Origin of the sequence: Natronorubrum tibetense GA33 (assembly GCF_000383975.1) — an archaeon.
GTDB classification, from domain to species: domain Archaea; phylum Halobacteriota; class Halobacteria; order Halobacteriales; family Natrialbaceae; genus Natronorubrum; species Natronorubrum tibetense.
Window position 1 is genome coordinate 81,204 of record NZ_KB913017.1, and the last position, 21,600, is coordinate 102,803.

21 protein-coding genes and 1 pseudogene are annotated in these 21,600 nt (G+C 65.2%); 13 read left to right on the top strand and 9 right to left on the bottom strand.

Going from position 1 to position 21,600, the window contains the following annotated elements; translation table 11 throughout:
- Window positions 1-47: 47 nt before the first annotated feature.
- Window positions 48-860 (bottom strand): imidazole glycerol phosphate synthase subunit HisF, encoded by an 813-nt coding sequence (gene hisF, locus NATTI_RS0100410; protein WP_006091438.1) that lies wholly within the window; start codon window positions 858-860, stop codon window positions 48-50.
- A 168-nt stretch (window positions 861-1,028) separates the two neighbouring features.
- Here hisF and NATTI_RS0100415 point away from each other — a divergent pair, with 168 nt between their 5' ends.
- Window positions 1,029-1,217: a DUF7550 family protein gene (locus NATTI_RS0100415; protein WP_006091439.1), complete on the top strand. Its 189-nt coding sequence runs from the start codon at window positions 1,029-1,031 to the stop codon at window positions 1,215-1,217.
- Window positions 1,218-1,245: 28 nt separating this feature from the next.
- Here NATTI_RS0100415 and NATTI_RS0100420 read toward each other — a convergent pair whose 3' ends face one another.
- A complete protein-coding gene (locus NATTI_RS0100420; RefSeq protein ID WP_006091440.1) occupies window positions 1,246-1,467 on the bottom strand; it encodes a ribbon-helix-helix domain-containing protein in 222 nt (73 codons plus the stop codon).
- A 294-nt stretch (window positions 1,468-1,761) separates the two neighbouring features.
- A complete protein-coding gene (locus NATTI_RS0100425; protein ID WP_006091441.1) occupies window positions 1,762-2,061 on the bottom strand; it encodes a hypothetical protein in 300 nt (99 codons plus the stop codon).
- A gap of 285 nt (window positions 2,062-2,346) precedes the next feature.
- Between NATTI_RS0100425 and NATTI_RS0100435 the strand changes: the two genes are divergently transcribed.
- From NATTI_RS0100435 to menD, 3 genes are all read left to right on the top strand, one after another.
- Window positions 2,347-2,949 carry a sulfite oxidase-like oxidoreductase gene (locus NATTI_RS0100435; RefSeq protein ID WP_006091443.1) on the top strand — a complete coding sequence of 201 codons (603 nt, stop codon included), beginning with the start codon at window positions 2,347-2,349 and terminating at the stop codon, window positions 2,947-2,949.
- Between the two features lie 127 nt (window positions 2,950-3,076).
- Window positions 3,077-4,426 (top strand): isochorismate synthase, encoded by a 1,350-nt coding sequence (locus tag NATTI_RS0100440; RefSeq protein WP_006091444.1) that lies wholly within the window; start codon window positions 3,077-3,079, stop codon window positions 4,424-4,426.
- A 24-nt stretch (window positions 4,427-4,450) separates the two neighbouring features.
- Window positions 4,451-6,271, top strand: coding sequence for a 2-succinyl-5-enolpyruvyl-6-hydroxy-3-cyclohexene-1-carboxylic-acid synthase (gene menD, locus NATTI_RS0100445; protein WP_006091445.1), 1,821 nt, complete (start codon window positions 4,451-4,453; stop codon window positions 6,269-6,271).
- Window positions 6,272-6,706: 435 nt separating this feature from the next.
- Here the strand turns inward: menD and NATTI_RS0100450 are convergent, their stop codons facing one another.
- Window positions 6,707-7,876: a DnaJ domain-containing protein gene (locus NATTI_RS0100450; RefSeq protein WP_006091446.1), complete on the bottom strand. Its 1,170-nt coding sequence runs from the start codon at window positions 7,874-7,876 to the stop codon at window positions 6,707-6,709.
- Between the two features lie 413 nt (window positions 7,877-8,289).
- Entirely contained in the window at window positions 8,290-8,583 is a 294-nt protein-coding gene (locus NATTI_RS0100455; protein ID WP_006091447.1) for an amphi-Trp domain-containing protein, read from the bottom strand.
- Between the two features lie 155 nt (window positions 8,584-8,738).
- On the opposite strand from NATTI_RS0100455, the gene NATTI_RS0100460 reads away from it, so the two are divergent.
- The 9 genes from NATTI_RS0100460 (at window position 8,739) to NATTI_RS0100500 (ending at window position 18,511) form a co-directional block, all read left to right on the top strand.
- Window positions 8,739-9,632 (top strand): 1,4-dihydroxy-2-naphthoyl-CoA synthase, encoded by an 894-nt coding sequence (locus NATTI_RS0100460; RefSeq protein WP_006091448.1) that lies wholly within the window; start codon window positions 8,739-8,741, stop codon window positions 9,630-9,632.
- A gap of 452 nt (window positions 9,633-10,084) precedes the next feature.
- A complete protein-coding gene (locus NATTI_RS0100465) occupies window positions 10,085-11,398 on the top strand; it encodes a DUF7405 family protein (protein ID WP_006091449.1) in 1,314 nt (437 codons plus the stop codon).
- Between the two features lie 31 nt (window positions 11,399-11,429).
- Window positions 11,430-12,776, top strand: coding sequence for a DUF7350 domain-containing protein (locus tag NATTI_RS0100470; protein WP_006091450.1), 1,347 nt, complete (start codon window positions 11,430-11,432; stop codon window positions 12,774-12,776).
- Window positions 12,773-13,480: a hypothetical protein gene (locus NATTI_RS0100475; RefSeq protein WP_006091451.1), complete on the top strand. Its 708-nt coding sequence runs from the start codon at window positions 12,773-12,775 to the stop codon at window positions 13,478-13,480. Before NATTI_RS0100470 ends, NATTI_RS0100475 begins: the two co-directional genes overlap by 4 nt.
- A gap of 130 nt (window positions 13,481-13,610) precedes the next feature.
- A complete protein-coding gene (locus tag NATTI_RS0100480; protein ID WP_006091452.1) occupies window positions 13,611-14,552 on the top strand; it encodes a 1,4-dihydroxy-2-naphthoate polyprenyltransferase in 942 nt (313 codons plus the stop codon).
- Complete coding sequence (locus NATTI_RS0100485) at window positions 14,549-15,643, top strand: mandelate racemase/muconate lactonizing enzyme family protein (protein ID WP_006091453.1); 1,095 nt, start codon at window positions 14,549-14,551, stop codon at window positions 15,641-15,643. The genes NATTI_RS0100480 and NATTI_RS0100485 overlap by 4 nt, the downstream gene beginning before the upstream one ends.
- Complete coding sequence (locus tag NATTI_RS0100490; RefSeq protein ID WP_006091454.1) at window positions 15,640-17,226, top strand: class I adenylate-forming enzyme family protein; 1,587 nt, start codon at window positions 15,640-15,642, stop codon at window positions 17,224-17,226. The genes NATTI_RS0100485 and NATTI_RS0100490 overlap by 4 nt, the downstream gene beginning before the upstream one ends.
- A 64-nt stretch (window positions 17,227-17,290) precedes the next feature.
- Window positions 17,291-18,088, top strand: coding sequence for an NRDE family protein (locus tag NATTI_RS0100495; protein ID WP_027119014.1), 798 nt, complete (start codon window positions 17,291-17,293; stop codon window positions 18,086-18,088).
- Between the two features lie 72 nt (window positions 18,089-18,160).
- Window positions 18,161-18,511, top strand: a complete 351-nt coding sequence (locus tag NATTI_RS0100500) for a helix-turn-helix transcriptional regulator (RefSeq protein ID WP_006091456.1) — start codon at window positions 18,161-18,163, stop codon at window positions 18,509-18,511.
- A gap of 268 nt (window positions 18,512-18,779) precedes the next feature.
- On the opposite strand, the gene NATTI_RS25155 is transcribed toward NATTI_RS0100500, so the two are convergent.
- From NATTI_RS25155 to gatC, 4 genes and pseudogenes are all read right to left on the bottom strand, one after another.
- A complete protein-coding gene (locus NATTI_RS25155; protein WP_086009529.1) occupies window positions 18,780-19,250 on the bottom strand; it encodes a hypothetical protein in 471 nt (156 codons plus the stop codon).
- Between the two features lie 195 nt (window positions 19,251-19,445).
- A pseudogene (locus NATTI_RS0100505) lies at window positions 19,446-19,857 on the bottom strand (hypothetical protein).
- A 94-nt stretch (window positions 19,858-19,951) separates the two neighbouring features.
- The gene (gatA, locus tag NATTI_RS0100510) at window positions 19,952-21,226 is read right to left on the bottom strand and encodes an Asp-tRNA(Asn)/Glu-tRNA(Gln) amidotransferase subunit GatA (protein WP_006091458.1); all 1,275 of its coding nucleotides are present in this window, start codon (window positions 21,224-21,226) and stop codon (window positions 19,952-19,954) included.
- Window positions 21,227-21,228: 2 nt separating this feature from the next.
- A complete protein-coding gene (gene gatC, locus NATTI_RS0100515) occupies window positions 21,229-21,504 on the bottom strand; it encodes an Asp-tRNA(Asn)/Glu-tRNA(Gln) amidotransferase subunit GatC (protein WP_006091459.1) in 276 nt (91 codons plus the stop codon).
- Window positions 21,505-21,600: the final 96 nt, after the last annotated feature.

Genomic DNA, 21,600 nt, shown 5'->3' on the forward strand with positions numbered 1-21,600 from the left:
CCTCAAAACCGGCCGCTGATTCCCCTTAAAACCGGCTAAAGTCGCAATCAGAGACGAACCGGCACGTCCCGCTCGTCCAGATATCGCTTGGTTTCCTCGATCGAGTGCTCGTCGAAGTGGAAGATCGACGCCGCGAGTCCGGCGTCGGCGTCGGCCTCGGTGAACACGTCGTACATGTCCTCGGGACTGCCACAGCCCGAAGAGGCGATGACCGGGGTGTCGACGGCGTCGCAGACCGCCTTCGTCAGCGGGAGGTCGTAGCCGTCTTTCGTGCCGTCCTTGTCGATCGAGTTGACGAACAGTTCGCCCGCGCCGCGGGATTCCGCCTCTTTGGCCCACTCGAGGACGTCGATGCCCGTCCCTTCACGGCCGCCTTTCTTCGTACACTCGAACCAGCATGACTCCCCGTCGATCTCGACGTAGTGTTCGCCCTCCTCGTCGAAGCGCCGTCTGGCGTCGACGCTGATGACGATGCACTGACTGCCGAAGGCCTTCGCGCCGTCGTTGATGAGTTCGGGTCGCTCGAGTGCGCCGGTCGTGATCGAGACCTTGTCCGCGCCTGCGCGAAGCGTCTCCTTGATGTCGTCGGTGGTGCGGATGCCGCCGCCGACGGTCAGCGGGATGAAGACCTCGTCGGCGACGCGCTCGACGACATCGAGCATGGTCTCACGGCCCTCCGCGGAGGCCGTGATGTCGAGGAAGACGAACTCGTCCGCGCCGGACTCGTTGTACGCCTTGGCCATCTCGACCGGATCGCCGGTGTATTGCAGGTCCTCGAAGTGAACGCCGGTGTAGACCGCCGGGTTCCCGTCCTCGTCTAAATCTACGTCGATACACGGGATGATGCGCTTGGTCAACATGTGGTCGTTAGCCGAGCCTTGGCACCCGGAGTAGTAAAGTGGTCTGCATCGGATAGCGTCCGCGGACAGACAATGTGTTGGTTTTCGTCCGACCAGCGTGACTGGGTGTCCGACTCGATCGGTCCGTAATCGCGTGTCTTTAAGGCTCTGAGTCGGAAACACGCAGCTATGGCAGACGATACGGACCCAGCAGACGAACCGGATACGGCCGCCGACGTCGGCCACGACCTCGAGGCCGAACGGACGACCGCTCCGATGAGCGAGTTCTCGTCGCGCGAACTCGGGATCGGCTTCGTGATCGTGCTGATTGGCGTCGCTATCGCGTTTGGGATTCCACTGATCGCCGTCGCTCCCTGAGATAGAACGCGGTGCGGAAACGTAGTCGTTAGAAGACGTACTCGTCGTCGTGCCCCATCATGCCGTCGTCTTCGAGGCCGCCGGGGCCACCCTCGTCTTCGTCCATCGGTCCACTGGTCTTGTAGGCTTTGATACCGGTCGACAGGAGGTCCTCGATCGCCTCTTCGCGATTGACGAACTCGCCGCGTTCGACCATCTGGGCGATCTGCATCTCGAGGTGTTCCGGTATGGTGATCTCTACTTTCGGCATCTGATTCGGCTTTCGGCGAGGGGGTATTTAGGTTTGACGGGGACTCCACACCGGTCGGAACTGACCGCCGCGGTGGCTCCCGGCTGGCTCGGGAATCGCCGTCGTCGCACAGGCGTTGCTGACGGTACGGATGCGTTACCACCACTGTGGTTCCGCAGAACACTACTCCGCGAACGTATCGGTATCGCTCGAGCGGAATCGACGGAGAAAACCGGGAGTCGCCGGTCGGTACGTGATCCGGTGGTTGCGTCTCGCTGCCGCGATCGAAGCGGTTCGATCGACGTCGATATCGGTTTACTTGTTGCCCATCATCGAGTCGAACGCGTTCTTGAGCGACGTTCCCGGTTGGGTGATCGTCTGGAGCTGGTTGCGCATCTTTCGCTGGTTGTGGTAGCTCGCGAACGCGAGGATGGTCGGCGGCCAGAGCCCGACGAAGGCCCCGAGCTGTCGTTCTCCGCGAATGAAGAAGTAGTAGAGCGAGAGGCCGACCGACGCGGCCGACGCGATGGCCGCGGGACCCATGAGCTCTTCGCCGACTTCTTCTGCTGTCTGTTCGCTTACATCCCGTTCGGATAGCTGTTGTCTGCTCTCCATACGCTCTAAGGATGGTCGAGACCGTACTAAGGGGTGGCGAGGGTTTCGACAAGAAGGCCCCGAATTGTGATGTCGACTCGACTGTTCCACTCCGTTCCAACCGTGGCGCTGTCCCCGAAAACAGGGGTTACGTGTCGGCGATCGTATCACTCGAGTCGGGTGTCGACGAGCGTAGTGCTCGAGCGCACGGCGGCGTTCGACCGGACGCCGCGTCGCCCGACGCGATCGCGAAAATCGATCGGTGCCGAACGTCACATCTACGTCCGTCGGCACTAACCCACGCGTATGACCAACGACGTCACCGACGTCACGGAGCTGTACCGGGAGTTCGGCGACGACCGACTGCCGTCCGGACAGCGTGAGACCGAGGCGTTTCCCGTCCTCTCGAAGGGGCCGACGCCCGACTGGGACCCCGAAACGTGGGAGTTCACCGTTACCGGCGCGGTCGAGGAGGAACTCACCTTCTCGTGGGAGGAGTTCCGGGCGCTTCCCAGCGAGACGCAGAAACAGGACTTCCACTGCGTCACCGGCTGGAGCAAGTTCGACTGCGAGTTCACGGGCGTCCCGTTTCCGGAACTCGCCGAGCAGGCGGGAGTCCACGACAGTGCAGTTCACGTCATGTTCTCCGCGCTCGACGGCTACACGACCGACCTCGCGCTCGAGGACTGCCTGCGCGAGGAGGTCCTCTTCGCGTGGGCGTACGACGGCGAGTCGCTCCCGCCGGATCACGGGGGCCCGCTGCGGGTGGTCACCCCCCACAAGTACGCGTATAAGGGGGCCAAGTGGGTCGACGGCATCGAGTTCCTCACTGAGACCGAACGCGGCTACTGGGAGAAACGCGGCTACTCCCAGACGGCGGATCCGTGGCAAGAAGAGCGATACAGCTGATCGACGACCGTTCGTCTCACCGCCGCCGTTCGTTTCCGTCGACTAGACACACCGCACATTCCTGTCAACCCCCACACAGTGACCGGGATAGTTAGGCTGAAGGCACGGCAGTCCCGAACTGTGTTCGATGGACCAATCGTCGGGTGAGCGTCGACTGGCGGGTGAGACGGGGACCAAGCCAGCCGACGGTCCGACCACCCTCACCAGCCGGAGTCGCGAACTCGAGGACGTGTCGTTCGGCGCGATCGTCGACGTCGCCACCGACTCGCGGATGCTGTGGGCCACGCCGGACGGACTGGAAGTCGTCGGTCGCGGTGTCGCCGCTCAAGTCACCGCCAGCGGGCCGGAGCGATTCGACCGTATTCGAGCGCAGACCGCTCGGGTGTTCGACGCGCTCGATCACGACGGCCCTGCGGTCGCGCGACCCCGTGCATTCGGCGGCTTTTCGTTTCACGACGGACACGAGTCCGGCCCGCCGTGGACTGGGTTCGGTGCCGCTTCCTTCGTCGTCCCGCGGACGCTCGTCGTCCGCAGCGACGAAGGTACCTGGCTGACGACCGTCGGGAACGACCCCGACGAGGCGACGGCTCGCCTCGAGCACTGGATCGAGCGATTGGACGATATGCCGACGATGCAACCCAGCGGGACGGCGCCCGGCATCGACTCGACAACACGGACGACTTCCCGCGAGATCTGGACCGAGCAGGTCGAAACCGCACTCGAACGCATCGAACGCGGCGCGCTCACGAAGGTCGTGCTCGCGCAGGCGCTGTCGGTCGAGCTCGACGAGCCGGTCGATATCCCCGGCACGCTCGAGCGCTTACGCCGGCGGTATCCGAACTGCTATCGGTTCCTGATCGGCCACGAGGTCGGCGGGACCTTCTTCGGCGCGCCGCCGGAACGCCTCGTTTCTAAACACGGGACCCGGGTCGAGACCGAAGCCCTCGCGGGTTCGGTGCCCCGAAGCGACGCCCCCGAGGAGGACGAGGCGTACGCGGATCAGATGCGCGACAGCGAGAAGGTACAGCGCGAACACGGGCTCGTCGTCGAAGCGATCCGCGACCAGCTCGAGCCGCTTGCGTCGGAGCTCCAGATCGACGACCAGACGATCAGACGGCTGGCGAACATCCAGCACCTCCAGACACCCATTTCGGCGACGCTCGAGGGCGATCGACACGTCCTCGAGATCGTCGAAGCGCTGCACCCGACGCCGGCCGTCGGCGGGGTTCCGCCGGCGGCGGCCTGGGAGACGATCCGTGACGCGGAAACGTTCGATCGAGGCTGGTATGCAGCCCCGGTCGGCTGGTTCGACGGCAACGGCGACGGCGAGTTCGCCGTCGGCATTCGCTCAGGGATCGCGACTGATGAGACGGTCACGCTCTTTGCGGGCAACGGCATCGTCGCCGACAGTGACCCCGACGACGAGTGGGAGGAAGTACAGCTAAAATTCCGCCCGATCCTCGACGAGTTGCGGTGAGACAATGTACGTACAGGTGATTCCGTGACTGCGCCGAACCGCGCGACGCTGTGGGGCCGCGTCATCGTCGACGAACTCGTGAAGGGGGGCCTCGAGGCAGTTTGTATCGCCCCCGGCAGCCGATCGACGCCGTTGACGGTCGCGTTCGCCGACCACCCCGAGATTTGCGTCTTCTCACACCTCGACGAGCGCTCGGCGAGTTACTTCGCACTCGGGCGCGCGAGACGAACCGGCGAACCGACGGCGCTGGTCTGTACCTCCGGGACGGCAGCGGCGAACTTTCATCCCGCCGTGATGGAGGCCGATCGAGCCCGGGTCCCGATGCTCGTGCTCACGGCCGATCGGCCCCACGAACTCCGCGATAGCGGCGCGAACCAGACCGTCGGTCAGGTCGGCCTCTACGGCGACGCCGTTCGGTGGGACGCGGAACTGCCGGAGCCCGAAGCCGACGAGCGAACAGTCCGAAGCCTTCGAACGACCGCGGCGCGAGCCCTGTCCGAGACGGGCGGCACCGATCCCGGACCCGTCCATTTGAACTGTCCGTTCCGGAAGCCACTCGAGCCGATCGAAGTGCCCGACGCCGTCCCGGATTCGTTTTCGGAGACGCTGGCCGGCAAGGGACGAGACGGCGCGTTCGTCGAGACGAATTCCGGGAGTATGACGCTCGATGACGGCCAGTATCGACCGCTCGTACGGGCGCTCGAGGACGCCGATCGTCCGCTGATCGTGGCTGGACCCGCCGATCCGGTCGACCTGACCGAACTCGATTCCGGTGCTGTCGTCACCGTCGCCGAACGCATCGGCGCGCCGATTCTCGCGGATCCGCTCTCGAACCTTCGCTTCGGGCCCCACGTTTCCGACACCGACGCCAGTGATGGACCCGTCTACGGCGGTTACGACGGCTATATTTCCGATCTCCCGTCGCCGGACGTCGTCGTCCGCTTCGGCGCATCGCCGACCTCGAAACCGCTTCGCCACGCCTTGCGCGACAGCGGTTCCCGGCAGTTCCTGCTCGATCCCGCGGGCGCGTGGCGCGAGGCGACGTTCACCGCGACCGACCTGCTCGCGGCGTCGCCCGGGAGCGTGTTCGAGGGGCTGTGCGAGCGACTCGAGTCCGAATCCGACGACGGCGACAACGGAGCCACACCTGCAGCGAACGACGAGTGGGTCGCTCGGTTCGCGGCCGCAGAGCGCCGCCACTGGGACATCCGCGACGACGCGCTCACGGAGGACGCACTCGAGACTGATCCGTTCGAGGGGAGCGTCCTCGCGTCGGTGTTCGCCCACGCGCCCGATCCGGCGACGGTCTTCGTCTCGAACAGCATGCCGATCCGGGACGCGGATCGGTTTGGACGGCCGCGAGCAGCCGATCTGACCGTGCTCGCGAATCGGGGTGCGAGCGGAATCGACGGTATCGCGAGCACGGCGCTGGGTGCCGGCAGCACGACGGACGACCCGCTCGTTCTCGTCACCGGCGATCTGGCGTTTTACCACGATTCGAACGGCCTACTCGCGGTCGAGCGCTGCGGCGTCGATGCCACCATCGTCCTGTTGGACAACGACGGTGGCGGAATCTTCCACAAACTCCCCATCGAGGAGTTCGAGCCGCCGTTTACGGACCAGTTCAAGACGCCCCACGGCCTCGAGTTCGAGACGGTGGCCGAACTTTACGGCCTCGAGTTCGAGCGCGTCGGTCCGGCCGAGTTCGTCGACGCCTATCGCGGGTCGCTCGAGCGGGAGGGCACGCAGGTGCTCGCCCTCGAGTTCGACTCGGAGGCGAGTCACCGGCGGCGAGAGGGGCTCGAGGAGCGGATTCGTGACGAAGTTCGACGCGAGAGCGAATAACGACCGGTAAAGCACGGTCGGATTTTCCGGACCAGGTGCTAACCGTGGCTCTCTGCGTAGTACCCGGGCCGCCGAACTGACGTGCAGTGGCGCGCGCTGTCGGCCGTCAGAGCGAAGCGAGGTTCGAGCGGAGTGAGAACCTCGGACAGAGAACGGTGAACGGAGTGAACCGTGAGCGAAAGCGAGGACAGGCGATACTGACGTGCGGGGTCGTCGCGAGTAGCGCGGGACCTTTGGTCCCGCGGACCGTGCGAACTGGCGCGAAGCGTCCGTAAGCAGATGAAACGAGCGACTGCGTGGACGACGCAAAGCGTCTTCCTATGGATGATCGAGCGACTGCAAGGAGCGAGTGAATCGGATGGGGAGGGCGTGGAATTCATCGCCGCCAGCGGGAGCAGGACACCCGTTTCTTCGGCATTCGATCGAGTCGTTCCGTTACGGCCGAAGCGCCCACCAGAGCGCGACGGCGTAGCCGAATGGGATCCAGACGAAGCCGAGTGTGACCAATCCCGTGATCGAAAACGCCGGGACGGACGCCAACTGATCGAGTCCGAGCGGGAACAGCACGCTCCAGAATCCGAACACCGCGGTCGCGATACGCGGTCTCGTGAGCAGATAGCCGACAAAGGCGAGCGTGCACGCGGCGACGATCGCGTTGATCGCGAGCGGAAACAGCGGCGTCACGCTTGCCGCGACGAACAGCGGATACAGCAGCCAGAGACAACCGATCGTCACTGCGGTCGTCTGCGTTATCGCCTGGCCCTCCCACTCGAGGTCGACCTCCCCCTCCCAGTCGTGGACGGCGTACCGAAAGCCCGAGGAAGCGCCCTCGTTGGGCGTACCTGAGGGGCTGGACGCCCCGGCGGCGCTAGCCGTCCCGGTGCCGGTAGCGGTGGTCGCCCCACCGACACCGTTGGCCGTCCCGGTCACACCACTCGAGGATGCGTCGCCATTCGAGGATGCTGCGTTGCTCGAGCCGTCACTCGAGCGGCCGCCCTCGGTCACGAACGTCCACCCGCCGCTGGCTCGCTGCTGGGCCGTCTTCTGCTGGCGTCGCGCGCGCTGACGGGCGTGGTGGCTCCCGGTTCGACCGCTCCGGCTCCCGGTTCGACCGTCTGAATTTCCGGCTCGATTCCGGCGGGAAGACTCTCCCCTCGAGTGCGCTCGACCGCTCCCCGTTCGCGTTCGATTCCTGTTGCCTCGGCGGTCGTGGCCCGCGGCCGTTTCGTTGGCGGTCCCTCGCGAGGTGGTGGTACTGGATCGATCCGCGGATGCCGTTTCGGTTCCCGACCGAGTCGTCCGCTCGGCAGTGGCGTCGTTGTCGGTATCCCCGTCCGGTGGACTCGAATCCGGGGAGTTCGTCCCACTCGAGCGCTCGGCGAGGCGGACGTAGGAATCGTGGCCCAGACGGTCGTAGCGCGCTCGTTCGGTGCCGTCAGTGAGTACGGATCTGGCCCTCGAGACCCGCTTGAACTGGGCGGCAGCATCGGGGGCGTCGTTGTGATCCGGATGCGTCTCGAGGACGCGCTCGCGGTAGGCCGTCCGGATCTCGGCGCGGGTCGCGTCGGGGTCGACCTCGAGGACCTCGTAGTACGTCTGCCCCATCGACGGTTCGTTGACACCCCGATCAGAAAACCGCTCGGGTTAATATACTGTCACGTCTCGGTATATTTTCTTGACCCTCCGATTTACGGCCTGGAAAGCCGACCTTTCGGCAGTTCGCACGCTGATCACCAGTTCCTCGAACGGTCTTAGTACGACAAATGAAGTCTATAGTGATATACCAAATCGGAGTCGTGTGCGATCCGCAGTTTCGGCTGATTTCGGACGAAATGCGGTTAACGAAGCATGAGCCCTAGTTTTCGAACGTTGGGTGCGTCCGTATCAACAATCGCAGCGGACCCCAGCGGTCGAGAAGCCGGAGGTGGTCGTCGCTGGTCGTGGAGATTCCAACTCAGCGAGGATGGGAGGTCGGCACCGTCGAGTTCGTGTCGGCGGTCTCACCTTGGCCGGAGTCCTTACTCGACTCGCGGTCCCGTCTCGTCGGTCCGACCGGGAAGCTCGAGTTCGATCTCGAGTTTCGGCTCGTCCATCCCGTCGAAATCGATCTCGAGTGCGACCGGGTCGCCGAACGCGAACGGGAGCACCCACTCGTCGTCGCCGATCGTGAGGTCCTCTCCGTCGCGAAGCTGTTCGCCGATCGCGATGAGGAACTCGCCGGCGTCGCTCGCGTCGAGACGATACTCCCGTTCGAAGTTACGTCCGGCGCGGATCGTCGTTCGGTCGTCGGTGTCGGGGTGGTCGGCTGTCATCGTCTGTGCTACAGGGCACCGACGGGTATGGCGTTCACGGTGGTTCCGTCTCAACCGTTAGCTCTCGAGCTCCGCGTCGTTCGCCCGCCGACGGTTTCGACTCCTCGAGACACGACGCGAACCTATTTCACCCGCTGCCCACCAAACACGAGCCAATGGTTTCGGAACTCTTCGACGCGGAACAGTGGGAACCGGTCGCGGACCTGAACGACGAGTTCGAGGACATCACCTACCATCGCGCGGTCGACTCCGGCACGGTTCGGATCGCCTTCGACCGACCCGCAGTTCGCAACGCGTTCCGGCCGGGGACGGTCGACGAACTGTACGACGCGCTCGATCACGCCAAGCGCCAGACCGACGTCGGCTGTATCCTGCTGACCGGAAACGGCCCGTCGCCGAAAGACGACGGCTGGGCCTTCTGTTCCGGCGGGGATCAGACGATCCGCGGGGAGGACGGATATCAGTACGAGGGAGACGAGGAGCGAGCCTCCGAACAGGGACGGCTACATATTCTCGAGGTGCAGCGACTCATTCGACACATTCCAAAGGTCGTCGTCTGTGTCGTTCCCGGCTGGGCCGTCGGCGGCGGCCACTCGCTGCACGTCGTCTGCGATCTCACGCTCGCGAGCGCGGAGCACGCGAAGTTCCTCCAGACCGATCCGGACGTTGCGAGCTACGACGCCGGCTTCGGCTCGGCCTACCTCGCCAAGCAGATTGGCCAGAAGAAGGCTCGAGAAGTGTTTTTCCTCGGAAAGACGTACAGCGCCGAGGAGGCCGAAGAGATGGGGATGGTCAACGAGGCGGTTCCGCACGAGGAACTCGAGGAGACAGCTCTCGAGTGGGGCGAACGCATCAACGCGAAGAGTCCGACGGCGATGCGGATGCTCAAGTACGCGTTCAACATGACCGACGACGGGATGGTTGGCCAGCAGGTGTTCGCCGGCGAGGCGACGCGACTGGGCTACATGACCGACGAGGGGAAGGAGGGCCGGGACGCGTTCGTCGAGGGCCGAGATCCCGAGTTCGACGACTATCCGTGGCACTACTGAGCGAAGCGATTTGATCCGTCACCGTCGCGTGCGGCTGTGAACGTTTTGGGTCTATTTTTGTATCGAGTGTCCGTCTCCGCTTGAGGCACGTGCTGTCTCCTCGAGCGTACTGCTCATGCTGGCGGCGGGGATTTCCACGCCCTCCCCAACCGATTCGCTCGCTTTGCTCGCTCACCCCTCGCGCAGTATCGTCATCCGACCTCGCAGTCGCTCACGGTTCACTCCGTTCACCGTTCTCTGTCCGAGGATCTCACTCCGTTCGAACCCCGCTTCGCTCGGCTGGAACGACAGCGCGCGCCACCGCGGAGCGTTTGACCGATCCTACCAACTTCCTTGCCGAGTACTGCCCGCCGTTGCACTCGAGCACACCCGCTCGTCTGACCCCGACCCAATTCCGGTAGCGTCGACGGGAAGAGTAACGCTTTGGGTCTTCCAGCACCGAAACCCAGCCAGTGACACTTCCCGATCGGTCCGCGCTGTCCCGTCGGGACTACCTCCGGGCGTTGGTCGCCGTCGGCGGCGCGAGCGCGCTCGCCGCCTGTACCTCCGAGAGCGACGAGATCGACGTCCCATCGGGCACGGACGACCCGGACTCGCTTCCCGAGCGACAGCACGCCTGGAACGACGCCCTCACGCGGGACGACGACGGCAACGTCCGACCGCCGGAACACCACGTCCTGGTCGCGCTCTCGCTCGTCGACGAGCCGACCGACGAGACTCGAGCGAAGGTCGAATCTTCCTTGCAGGACCTCGAGCACGCCTACGAGTGGAGCAACGAGGGGCTGCTCTTCACGCTCGGCTACACGCCGGCGTACTTCGACCGGTTCGACGAGTCGCTGCCCGACGAGGTCGACCTCCCGGAGCCGGAGGCGATTGTGGGGAAGATCGACACTGATCTCCCGGCGTCGGAAACGAGCGAGGAGAAGGTCGATCCGGTCGACCCGTTCGACGAGTTCGACGCCGTCCTCCACCTCGCGAGCGATCACTCGCAGGTCGTCCTCGAGGCCGAGGAGGGACTGTTCGGCGAGGGCGAGGAGTTCAACGGGCGCGAGATCGAGACCGATCTAACGGGCGTCTTCGAGCGCGTCGACGACCGCCGTCGAACCGGCTTCGTCGGCGCGGGACTCCCCGCGGACCACACTGATCTCTCGGGAGTTCCCGACTCCGTTCCGGAGGACGCCCCGTTTTTCATGGGCTTTCGGTCCGGCTTCGCCGAGAGCCAGGCCACCGAGGATCGGGTGACGATCGAGGACGGGCCGTTCGCGGGCGCGACGACCCAACACGTCGAGTCGATGACCATCCAGCTACGGACCTGGCTCGAGCAGGACAGCCACTACCAGCGGGTCGCGAAGATGTTCAGCCCGGAGCACGCAGACGAGGACCTGACCGGCGACATCGGCGAGGCGCTGGGAGCCTCGAACGGGCTGACCGACGAGCGAATCGAAGGGACCGAGTCAGACGCCCGCGGCGGGGTCGTCGGCCACGCCCAGAAGGCCGCTCGAGCGAGGGAAGACGGCAACCCGCTGTTGCTCCGACGCGATTTCAACACCGTCGACGGCGACACGCCGGGACTCCACTTTCTCTCGCTGCAGGCGGGCATCGACGAGTTCGTCCGCGTTCGCGAGGCGATGGAGGGCGACGATCTCGACGCACCGAACGCGAACAACGGCATTCGGAGTTACATCTTTCCGAATCAGCGCGGCAACTACTTGATCCCACCTCGATCGCTGCGAGCGCTTCCGCCGCCGGCGCCGGATGGAGCGTGACGATCGGACAACCGAGCCCACGAAAATACCAATGCACGAACGCGACATCGACCGACGGACGTTCGTTCGATCGACGGGAGCGACAGCCGGGGCGCTCGCGCTGGCGGGCTGTGCGGGGTTCGGCGGCGACGACTCCGGAGAAGACGGAGGCGACGATTCAGACGCCGGAGACGACCCCGACGACGAACTGCCGGCGCCGGCGTTCCCCGAGGTCGAGGACCCACCGGACGCGGTCTACCTCCCGACGCACAGGGAATCGATGCGGGTACTCGAGCCGGTCTCGGCCGGCGACTACACGCTCGCGCCGATGCTGTCCTACCCGCACCCATTCTGGCTCGTGACCGGCAGCGGCGGCGAGGACGACGTTCAGCGCGTCGACCCCGAGCAAAGCGGCGGCGTCCACCTGATGTTCGCCGTCTGGGACGACGAGACGGGCATCGTCCTCCCCGTCGACACCGGTGCCGAGATCACGGTCTCGTTGGACGGCGAGCAGGTCGGCTCGCCACAATCCGCGTGGCCGATGATCTCACAGGAGATGGGCTTTCACTTCGGCGATAACGTCCCGCTCGAGGAGGAAGGAACCTACGTCATCGACGTCGAGATACCGCCGCTCTCGGTCCGAACGACCGGCGACCTCGAGGGTCGATTCACTGAGTCGGCGAGCGCGACGTTCGAGTTCGAGTACGACCGGGAGTTCATGCTCGAGGTAACAGACGGCGTCGAGTACCTCGACGAGTCGGAGTGGGGCGAACCCGGCGCGCTCGAGCCGATGGCACACGGAGAGCACGCGGACGACGAGCACGGTGATGGAGACGACCACGGCGACGAGCACGATCAGGGTGACGACGACCACGACGAACACGACGACCACGACGACCACGACCACCACGCCGAGATACCCTACTCTGCACTTCCGGCGGCGGCAGCGTATCCGGGGACCCACCTCGAGCCGGTCGACGGCTCCGGTGAACCCGCCGAGCCCGAGGGCGGAGATCACGAGTCGGACGACCTCCCGCGAAGCAGCGACGCGGCGTTCGTCACGACGCTCCTCGAGTCCGAATCCCGCCTGGCCGATGGCGACGACTACTACCTGCTCGTCTCGCCGCGAACGCCGTACAACCGCGTCCCGCTCGCGGATATGTCGCTGCATGCGACGGTCGAGCGCGAGGGCGAGACGGTCACGGACGACGCGACGCTCGAGCAGACCATCGACGGCGAGTACGACCTGCACTACGGAACGTCGCTCGCCGACGTCCAGCCGGGCGATTCGGTCACGATCACAGTCGACTCGCCGCCGCAGGTGGCTCGCCATCAGGGCTACGAGACGGCGTTTCTCGAGATGTCGCCGATCGAACTGGCGGTGCCGGAGGACGGATGACGGGATCGCCGTCGCCACGCCGGTCGGCCGTCCTCGCGCTGGTCATCGCGTGCGCGCTCGTCGGCGTGCTGTTCGCTCCGGTAGTGGTCACCGCCGGCGACAACGCGACGACGGTCCAGTTCGATCCGCACGAACTCGAGGCGGAGCCGGGTGAGACCGTGACGATCGATCTCGTGGCGAGCACGCACGGCGGTTACGGCGGCGAAGGGATCGACGAACTGTCGATCGAACTGGCCTACGATTCGGACGCGCTGACCGTCACCGACGTCGAACACGGCCCGATGCTGACGGCCGGGAACGACGGCGCTGACGCGAACGGCTCAGCCGATGGCGACGGCGAAGCTAACGGCGGGGGTTCGGCCACCGTCGACGGCTCGGTCGATATCGACGACGAGCGCGGAACCGTCGGGATCGAACAGCAGCGCGAGCCCTCGGGCGACGGCGCCGTCGGAACGGAGACGGCGGCGATCATCACGCTCGAGGTCGCCGAAGACGCGCCGTCGACCACCAGCCTCGAGATCACCGACGCGGAGGCGATACTCGTCACCGGCTATCCGCAAGCGTCGCTCGAGCGAGACGCGACCATCACGATCGGTGACGGCGGCGAATCGGAGGCCGGCGGAGACGACAGGATTCCCGGGTTCACGACGCTACTGGCTGTGGCCGTGACCGCTGCGACACTGTTCTACGTCAGTCGTCGATAGCCTGTACTGCCCTCGAGCGGCGGAATGCAGCCGCAAACGACCGTCGGATCGAACGCCGAGGATCCGGACGACCTGCTTCGGTCGGCTGCAATGCCAACGTTGACACTCCCGCGAGTCGGACTCTCGAGCAATGAGTACGGCGGAGGTCGACATTTCACGGACGAAGGCGTGGCTGATGGCTGCACGCCCCCAGACCTTGCCCGCGGCGGCGGCGCCGATAATCGTCGCCACGGGACTCGCGATTCACGAGGGCGTGTTCGCCCTGCTGCCGGCGGTCATGGCGTTCGTCGGGGCGGCACTGATCCAGATCGGAACCAACTTCGCGAACGACTACTACGACGCGATCAAGGGTGCCGACACGGACGACCGGGAGGGGTTTACGCGGGTCACGCAGGCGGGAATCATCGAGCCCGAACGGGTGAAATTGGCGACGATCGTCACGTTCGCGCTGGCGATCGCTACCGGGACGTACCTCGTCTACGTCGGCGGGCTGCCGATCCTCGTCGTCGGACTGGTGAGCGTCGTCTGCGGCTGGGCCTACACGGGCGGTCCCTACCCGCTCGGGTACCACGGTCTCGGCGATCTGTTCGTCTTCGTCTTTTTCGGCGTCGTCGCCGTGATGGGCACGTTCTACGTCCAAGCCGCGGCGACGCTCGCGGATCCGCTCGCGACGGGGATTCCGGAGGGGACGGTGACGCGCGAGGCGTTCCTCGCGAGCCTCCCGGTCGCCGGAATTTCGACGGCGATTCTGGTGGTGAACAACGTTCGCGACCTCGAGACCGACGCCGAGACGGGCAAGCGCACGCTGGCGGTTCGACTCGGCTACCGATGGAGTCGCGCCGAGTACGTGGCCCTGCTCGGACTCGCCTACGTTACTCCCGTCTGGCTCTGGCTCGGCGAGGCTTTCGGTCCCGGCGTGTTGCTCCCGCTAGTTACGCTCCCTTACGCGGCCGTGATCGCCCGAACCGTCTGTACCCGAACCGACGGCGAGGCGCTCAACCCGGCCCTCGAGGGGACCGGCAAACTGCTCGCGATCTACGCGGCCCTGTTCGCTGCAGGGGTGGTGCTGTGAGCGGCGACTGCGACTACGCTCGAGACCTCGAACTCGAGTATCGGCCGTTCTCGCTCTCGCTTTCCAGCCCGCTCGAGACGGCCGATGGGACGATCGAGTCGCGGGACGGCTTTCTCGTCCGCATTCTGGACGCGACGCCCGGCGACGGCGACCCGGTGGTCGGCTACGGCGAGGCGACGCCGCTTCCCGGCTGGACGGAGTCCCGGGCGGACTGCGAGGCCGCGCTCGAACGGGCCAGCGACGCGATCCGAACCGATCCGGACGCCGCGCTCGAGGCGGTCGAAGGACAGGTCGCGGCCAGACACGCGATCACGCTCGCGCTCGCGGACCTGCAGGCGACCCGTGAGTCGACGCCGATGTATCGGTATATCGGCAAGGGGCCGATGGTCGGTCGGGTGCCGGTCAACGCGACGGTCGGCGACGGCTCTCCGACCGAAACCGCGAGCGAGGCGGCCGCCGCCGTCGGCCGCGGTTTCGATTGCTGTAAGCTGAAAGTCGGCCGCAGGGACCTCGAGACCGATATCGAGCGCGTGAGACGCACCCGCGAGGCAGTCGGCCCCGACGTCGAACTGCGGGTCGACGCGAACGAGGCCTGGACCTACGACGAGGCGACGACCGCGCTCGAGGCGTTCTCTGACCTCAAGGTATCGGTTCTCGAGCAACCGCTGCCGGCGGGGGCGCTCGAGGGCCACGCCGATCTCAGGCGACGGGCGGGCGACGACGGCGTCGCGATCGCGCTGGACGAAGGGCTGCTCGAACACGGCGTCGACGCGATTTGCGACGCAGAGGCGGCCGACGTGCTCGTGCTCAAGCCGATGGCGCTCGGCGGCGTCGACGTCGCTCGCAAGGTCGCGGCTTGGGTCGGGATGCTCGAGGTAACGCCCATCGTGACGACGACAATCGATGCGGTCGTCGCGAGGACCGGTGCAGTTCACCTCGCGGCGTCGATTCCGGACGTGCCGGCCTGTGGGGTGGCCACGGCGGAACTGCTGGCGGAGGACCTGGGCCGCGATCCCGTGCTCCTCGAGAAGGGATCGGCCGTCGTCCCGCAGGCGAAAGGGCTCGGCGTCGAGGGGGTGTGGCAGGAGTGACGGGCGCGCCGCTCGAGTGGCCCACCCGTGACCTGCTGTCCCACCGCGCCTCGACGACGCCGGACGCGACAGCCGTGATCGACGCCGACGGGGGCGAGTCGTGGACGTTCGGCGAGTTCGATCGGCGGGTCGATATCGTCGCGAAACGACTCGAGACGGTTCTCACCGATCCCGAGAGTGTTGCAGCCGATACCGAGCGACGACTCGGCGTCCTGATGGAGACCCGAGTCGCGTTCGCCGAGGTCTACCTCGCCGCGATGCGACGCGGGATTACGGTCGTACCGCTGAACGTTCGCGAGACGGTCCCCGAGCTCGAGTCGAAGGCTCGTCGAACCGATCTCGACGCGATCATCTGCGAGTCGGGGACGGAGGATCTCGCACTCGAGGTCGCGAACTGCCCGATCGTCTCCGTCGACGAACCCGGACCCGAACGCGACGGCGTTACCTCGCTCTCATCGCACCAGTCGACGGACGATACGAACCCGGATCCGGTCCCGCTCGAACGCGACCGAACGCACCTGCTCATGTTTACGTCGGGTACCTCGGGCACCCCGAAGGGCGTTCGGCTGACGGTCGGCAACCTCGTCGCGAGCGCGACCGCGTCAGCGTTCCGCCTCGGCGTCACGCCGGACGATCGGTGGCTCTGCTGTCTGCCGATGTATCATATGGGCGGGCTGGCCCCGGTCGTCCGCTCGATGCTGTACGGCACGCCCGTCGTGATCCAGCGGGAGTTCGATCCCGAGAAAACCGCTCGCGTAATAAGGAAGTACGATATTTCGGGCGTTTCGCTCGTCCCCACGATGTGCAAACGGCTGCTCGATGCGGGGTGGAATCCGCCCGACTCGTTGCGATTCGTTCTACTCGGCGGCGCGCCGGCCACGAACGAGTTCCTCGAGCGCTGTCGGGCGGCCGACGTGCCGGTCTACCCCACCTACGGGATGACCGAGACGGCCTCCCAGATCGCGACGGCGACTCCAGGGGAGACAGCGACTCACGAGGGGACGGTCGGCCAGCCGCTCGTCTGTACGGATGTGACGGTCGTCGACGAGAACGGGGAGCGGGTTCCGGCCGGCGAGACCGGCGAACTGGTCGTCTCCGGGCCGACGGTGACGCCGGGATACCTTTCGGACGAGCAGACGGAAGCGGCGTTCGGCGAGTACGGACTACACACCGGCGATATCGGGTACAAAGACGCGAACGGACGGCTGTGGGTACTCAATCGGCGCAGCGACCGCATCGTCACCGGCGGCGAGAACGTCGATCCCGGCGCGGTGCTCGAGGCGCTGCGGTCGTCTCCGCAGGTCGAGGACGCCGCCGTCGTCGGCCTCGAGGACCCTGAGTGGGGCGAGCGCGTCGCGGCGCTCGTCGTGCCCGCAGACGGCGGCCGTGAGTCAGCCGGCCCGGGGACGATCGACCTCGAGTCGCTGCTCGCCCACTCCGAGACGCGCCTCGCCCGGTTCAAACGACCGAAGACGATCGCCGTCGCCGACTCGCTCCCGCGGACGGCGTCAGGAACCGTCGATCGCGACGCGGTTCGAGCGCAGTTGCTCGAGTCGGGGACGGACGTTTCAGACCTCTCCTGAGCGGGTGTCGGCGACTGTAGCCGCCGGAACCGAAGTTAAGACGCTCGCGTTGCAACTAGTGATCGTGTGTACACTCACCCTCGCCTGGCAGGTCTTCGACGACGCGCCGGTCGCGGTCGCCGCAAACAGGGACGAAGCACTCGATCGAGAGGCTCTTCCTCCCGATATCTACCGCGAGGAGCCGTCGATCGTCGCCCCGCGGGACGCCGAAGCCGGGGGCACCTGGATCGGCTACAACGAACACGGGGTCTTCGTCGGGATTACGAACCGGTGGACCGACGCTGAGCTCGCCGCCGAGCGATCGCGCGGGCTCCTCGTCGCCGACGTTCTCGAGGCCGAAACCGCGGCGGACGCGGAGTCGATCGTCGAGGACGCCGTTCGAACCGACGAATACGACGGATTCTACCTCGTGCTCGCCGACGCCTCGACCGCTTGCTGTTACCGGTGGGACGGAACGCTTTCGTACACGTCGTTCGACCCCGGCGTCCACGTCGTGGTCAACGTCGCCGTGGATGACACGGTCGATATTCCGTCGGTCCGTCCCGACGTGGCCCGCGAGCAGGCCGCCAATGCCCGCGCGGTTCGCGAGGCGCTGTCCGATCCGGATGACGGGTCGGTCGCGGACTGGCTCGAGCGCGCCGGGGACGTGCTCGGCGATCACGAGTACGGCGTCTGCGTCCACGAGAACGGATACGGGACGCGATCCTCGTCGCTGATCGCACTCGGAAACGGTCCGACGCGGCACGCGTTCGCGTCGGGGCCGCCCTGTCGAATACCGTTCGAACCGGTCGTCCTCGAGGCCCCCGGCAGCGCGGAGACGGTCGGAATCAGCGGCGAGTGCGACGCCGAAGGGCACATTTAAGCGCCTCGCTCTATCTCATACGTACATGGACGCACTTCAGTCCCGAGCGACGAGCACGGAGCGGTGGTCACCGTGAGCGTGTCTGCAATCGAAGCCGAGCTCTCCGAGGACGAGCGCGCCGGTCTCGAACTCGTCCGCCAAACGGGCGGGATCCACCAGAGCGACTTCTGGAAGGAGCTGGACGTCTCCTCACGGAAGGGAAGCCGGATCGTCGAGTCGCTCGTCGAGAAGGAACTGGTCGACCGAGAGGAGACGGTCTACGCCGGACACAACACCTACTACATCTCGCCGACGGCTCGAGACCTCGATTTCACGCTGCTGATGGCCGGCGACATGTTATCGCCGTTTATCGGCGAGGAAGAGGTCGATCCCAACAGCGACGCCTTCTCGCAGTGGATCATGAACCTCGCGTACGAAGAGTAGTTCGGCAGTCGGTTTTTCGGCCGTCGTTCGGTTAGCGAATCACCCCGTTTCTCGAGTGCCCCTCCCACGAGAGTTGTCGGTGAATCGGACGGCTGCAATTTTTATTTCCCCGAAAAAGCTACACGCTCGAGAGACGGACAGAACAACAGAGTGTTTGTCAGATAGCACTGAGATTCATCGAGTCGTGCTGAATACAAAGCGCGACTGTTGCACGATATCTGGCTCTATTTGCGAAGGTAGTAATCGTTCAGTACGGGCGGGTGAATTATCAATTGGCTTTTGATCGTCTCGAATACCAAACGATAGTTCCAATGATGTACCCAACCGTTCCAATGAAGATTGCAAACAGGAAGCCAGATTTAACGCCGCGTTCGATCCCACCGATTAATTCCGCATGTGCAGAACTATACGCGTATCCCAACACTCGAGGGTACGAATACCGAGAGGCTGTTCCCCAGTCACCGGTGTGATAGCCTACAAGCGGGGGGAAAACGTACCACCAGAGGGAGAAAAGCCACAGCGCACCGATAGTCGGTACGAGACCCGCCCTCACTACTCCTGCTGCAATAGCGATTCCGACCGCCACTCCGATCCAGCCAAGAGAAAAGCCAATATCCAGCATTTCTACGACAAACCCACCAGAGAAGAGCAGCAAGAGAGCGATCACTGCCAGCAGGAGAATACCTCCTCTCCGACTCTCCCCGACAACATGCGGCCAGAAGCGGTTGAAATCACTCACGATACTAATAATTGTAGTTGTCACTATTGGTCTTTTTGCAGACGGTGGTCACCTCCATCCTCACCTGCTCGCCTGATTCAATAGATTTCACGTAATTAACGAGACTACTTGCGATCACTGTGGGAACTCCTTCGCCTGTATTGAGCGGAACGAAATCGCTCCCAGTTAATTTCAACAGAACCGGAAAACAGCCCGCTAGTCGTACGGATCGAATCGCTCGATGAGCACGAACGGATCCCGTTCGCGGTTATAGTAGGAGACGTCGCCGTCGATCGACTCGATGAGGCGTCTGTGGACCTCGCGTGCGGCTCGCCCCTCGTCGGGTTCCAAGTGGTGACGACCGCGCATATCGGACCAGAAGCCGGCGTCGAGCCAGAGCAACGTCTCGTCGTTCGACTGATAGACGACCTCTCCCTTCTCCGTCAGGCCCTCGAGCGCGAACTGGCGGCCCGAGAGCTGGGTCCGTGCGAGCACGGCGAAGTTGGCGACGGGAGACGGGCGCGTGGAGCGCAACGTCGTCGACGGATTCGCCGAAATATTCCTCGACGAGATCACATGCTCGAGAGAACTCGTCGAATTCGACCTCGTGTTCTTGAGTAATCTTCATTGGACGATCACCGAGCGACCGGTTCGGTATGGGTACCGTTAGCAAAAATGCTATAAAATCTATCTTTCACTTCAGCGGCTGAGCCGCGCTCGAGTCAGGCCAGCGCGCTCGCGGCCCGGATCAGGCGCTCCTCGCCGAAGGCCGGACCGACGAGTTGTAGCCCGACGGGGAGGCCGTCGGTCTCGCCGGCCGGCACCGAAATCGCGGGTAAGTCGGCGAGATTCACGGGGACTGTGTTCGCGTCGGCCAGATACATCTGGAGCGGATCGTCGAGGCTCTCGCCCAACTCGAACGGCGGGACCGGCATCGTCGGCGACGCGAGGACGTCGGCTTCCGAAAGCGCCTCGTCGAAGTCCTGTTTGACCCAGGCCCGTGCGTCCTGGGCCTTTTTGTAGTACTTGTCGTGGTAGCCCGCCGAGAGGGCGTACGTCCCGAGCAGGATGCGGCGTTTGACCTCGTCACCGAAGCCCTCTTTGCGGGTCTGGGCGAAGCGCTCGTTCCAGTTGCCCTCGGCGTCGCTCGAGTGCCCGTAGCGAACGCCGTCGAACCGCGCGAGGTTCGAGGAGGCTTCGGACATCGCGATGACGTAATAGGCCTCGACGGCGTGTTCGACCGAGGGCAGCGAGACCTCGTGGTACTCCGCGCCGCGGTCCTCCAGGTCAGCAATGGCGTCCCAGAACGTCTCGACGACGCCGTCGTCGGCCCCGTCGAGCAGTTCCGTCGGAACACCGATGGAGAGCCCGTCGACATCGCCGGTGGCGGCGTCGGCGTAGCTCACCTCGTCCTCGAGCGGCGTCTCGCGAGTCGTCGCATCGCGTTCGTCGTGTCCCGCGATCACGTCGAGCAGCGCTGCGGCGTCCTCGACGGTTTCGCCAAAGGGACCGATCTGCTCGAGACTGTTGCCGTAGGCGACCAGTCCGTATCGCGAGACCAGTCCGTAGGTGGGTTTGATTCCGACGACGCCGCAGAACGCGGCGGGGCAACGAATCGAGCCGCCCGTGTCGGAGCCGAGCGCGACGTCGGCTTCGCCCGCGGCGACGGCGGCGGCCGAGCCACCGGAGGAACCGCCGGGGACGTGGCCGGGTGCGGCGGGGTTTTCCGTCGAGCCGAAGTGGGAGGTCTCGGTCGTCGACCCCATTCCGAACTCGTCCATGTTCGCCTTGCCGACGATGGTCGCGCCCGCCTCTTTCAGGCGACTCACGACCGTCGCGTCGTACGGCGGGACGTACGCTCCGAGCATCTTCGATCCGCAGGTCGTCCGGACGCCTTCGGTCGAGATGTTGTCCTTGATGGCGACCGTCGTCCCGGCGAGCGGACCGTCGTCGTCGCCGTCGATCGTCTCCTCGGTGATGAAGATATCGCCGCTCATGATCAGGAAACGTTCGGCCCCTTGAAGTAGCCGTCCTCGGTCTCAGATGCGTTCTCGAGTGCCGCCTCGCGGTCGAGGGAGTCGCGCTCCTCGTCCGGGCGCATCACGTTCGTCAGGTCGGCCTCGCGGTCGACCTCGGGCACCTCGTCCAGCGTCTCGAAGTACTCGAGAATGTCCGCGAACTGTCGCGTGAACTGGTCGACCTCGTCGTCTTCGAGGTCGACGCGAGCCAACTCCGCGACGTGGCGGACCTCCTCGGCACTGACGGCGTCGCTCATGGGTGCACGCACTGGCCAACGGGGAGTAAGGGTTTCGATACGCACACCGTCGGGCCTCCGTATTCCGAACCCACCCGTAGGCTCCCAATACCGGGC

Bases quoted from the DNA above. Each gene is read 5' to 3' on its own strand.
- hisF (WP_006091438.1), bottom strand. From the start codon at position 860: ATGTTGACCAAGCGCATCATCCCGTGTATCGACGTAGATTTAGACGAG.
- NATTI_RS0100415 (WP_006091439.1), top strand. From the start codon at position 1,029: ATGGCAGACGATACGGACCCAGCAGACGAACCGGATACGGCCGCCGAC.
- NATTI_RS0100420 (WP_006091440.1), bottom strand. From the start codon at position 1,467: ATGCCGAAAGTAGAGATCACCATACCGGAACACCTCGAGATGCAGATC.
- NATTI_RS0100425 (WP_006091441.1), bottom strand. From the start codon at position 2,061: ATGGAGAGCAGACAACAGCTATCCGAACGGGATGTAAGCGAACAGACA.
- NATTI_RS0100435 (WP_006091443.1), top strand. From the start codon at position 2,347: ATGACCAACGACGTCACCGACGTCACGGAGCTGTACCGGGAGTTCGGC.
- NATTI_RS0100440 (WP_006091444.1), top strand. From the start codon at position 3,077: ATGGACCAATCGTCGGGTGAGCGTCGACTGGCGGGTGAGACGGGGACC.
- NATTI_RS0100450 (WP_006091446.1), bottom strand. From the start codon at position 7,876: ATGGGGCAGACGTACTACGAGGTCCTCGAGGTCGACCCCGACGCGACC.
- NATTI_RS0100455 (WP_006091447.1), bottom strand. From the start codon at position 8,583: ATGACAGCCGACCACCCCGACACCGACGACCGAACGACGATCCGCGCC.
- NATTI_RS0100460 (WP_006091448.1), top strand. From the start codon at position 8,739: ATGGTTTCGGAACTCTTCGACGCGGAACAGTGGGAACCGGTCGCGGAC.
- NATTI_RS0100470 (WP_006091450.1), top strand. From the start codon at position 11,430: ATGCACGAACGCGACATCGACCGACGGACGTTCGTTCGATCGACGGGA.
- NATTI_RS0100475 (WP_006091451.1), top strand. From the start codon at position 12,773: ATGACGGGATCGCCGTCGCCACGCCGGTCGGCCGTCCTCGCGCTGGTC.
- NATTI_RS0100480 (WP_006091452.1), top strand. From the start codon at position 13,611: ATGAGTACGGCGGAGGTCGACATTTCACGGACGAAGGCGTGGCTGATG.
- gatA (WP_006091458.1), bottom strand. From the start codon at position 21,226: ATGAGCGGCGATATCTTCATCACCGAGGAGACGATCGACGGCGACGAC.
- gatC (WP_006091459.1), bottom strand. From the start codon at position 21,504: ATGAGCGACGCCGTCAGTGCCGAGGAGGTCCGCCACGTCGCGGAGTTG.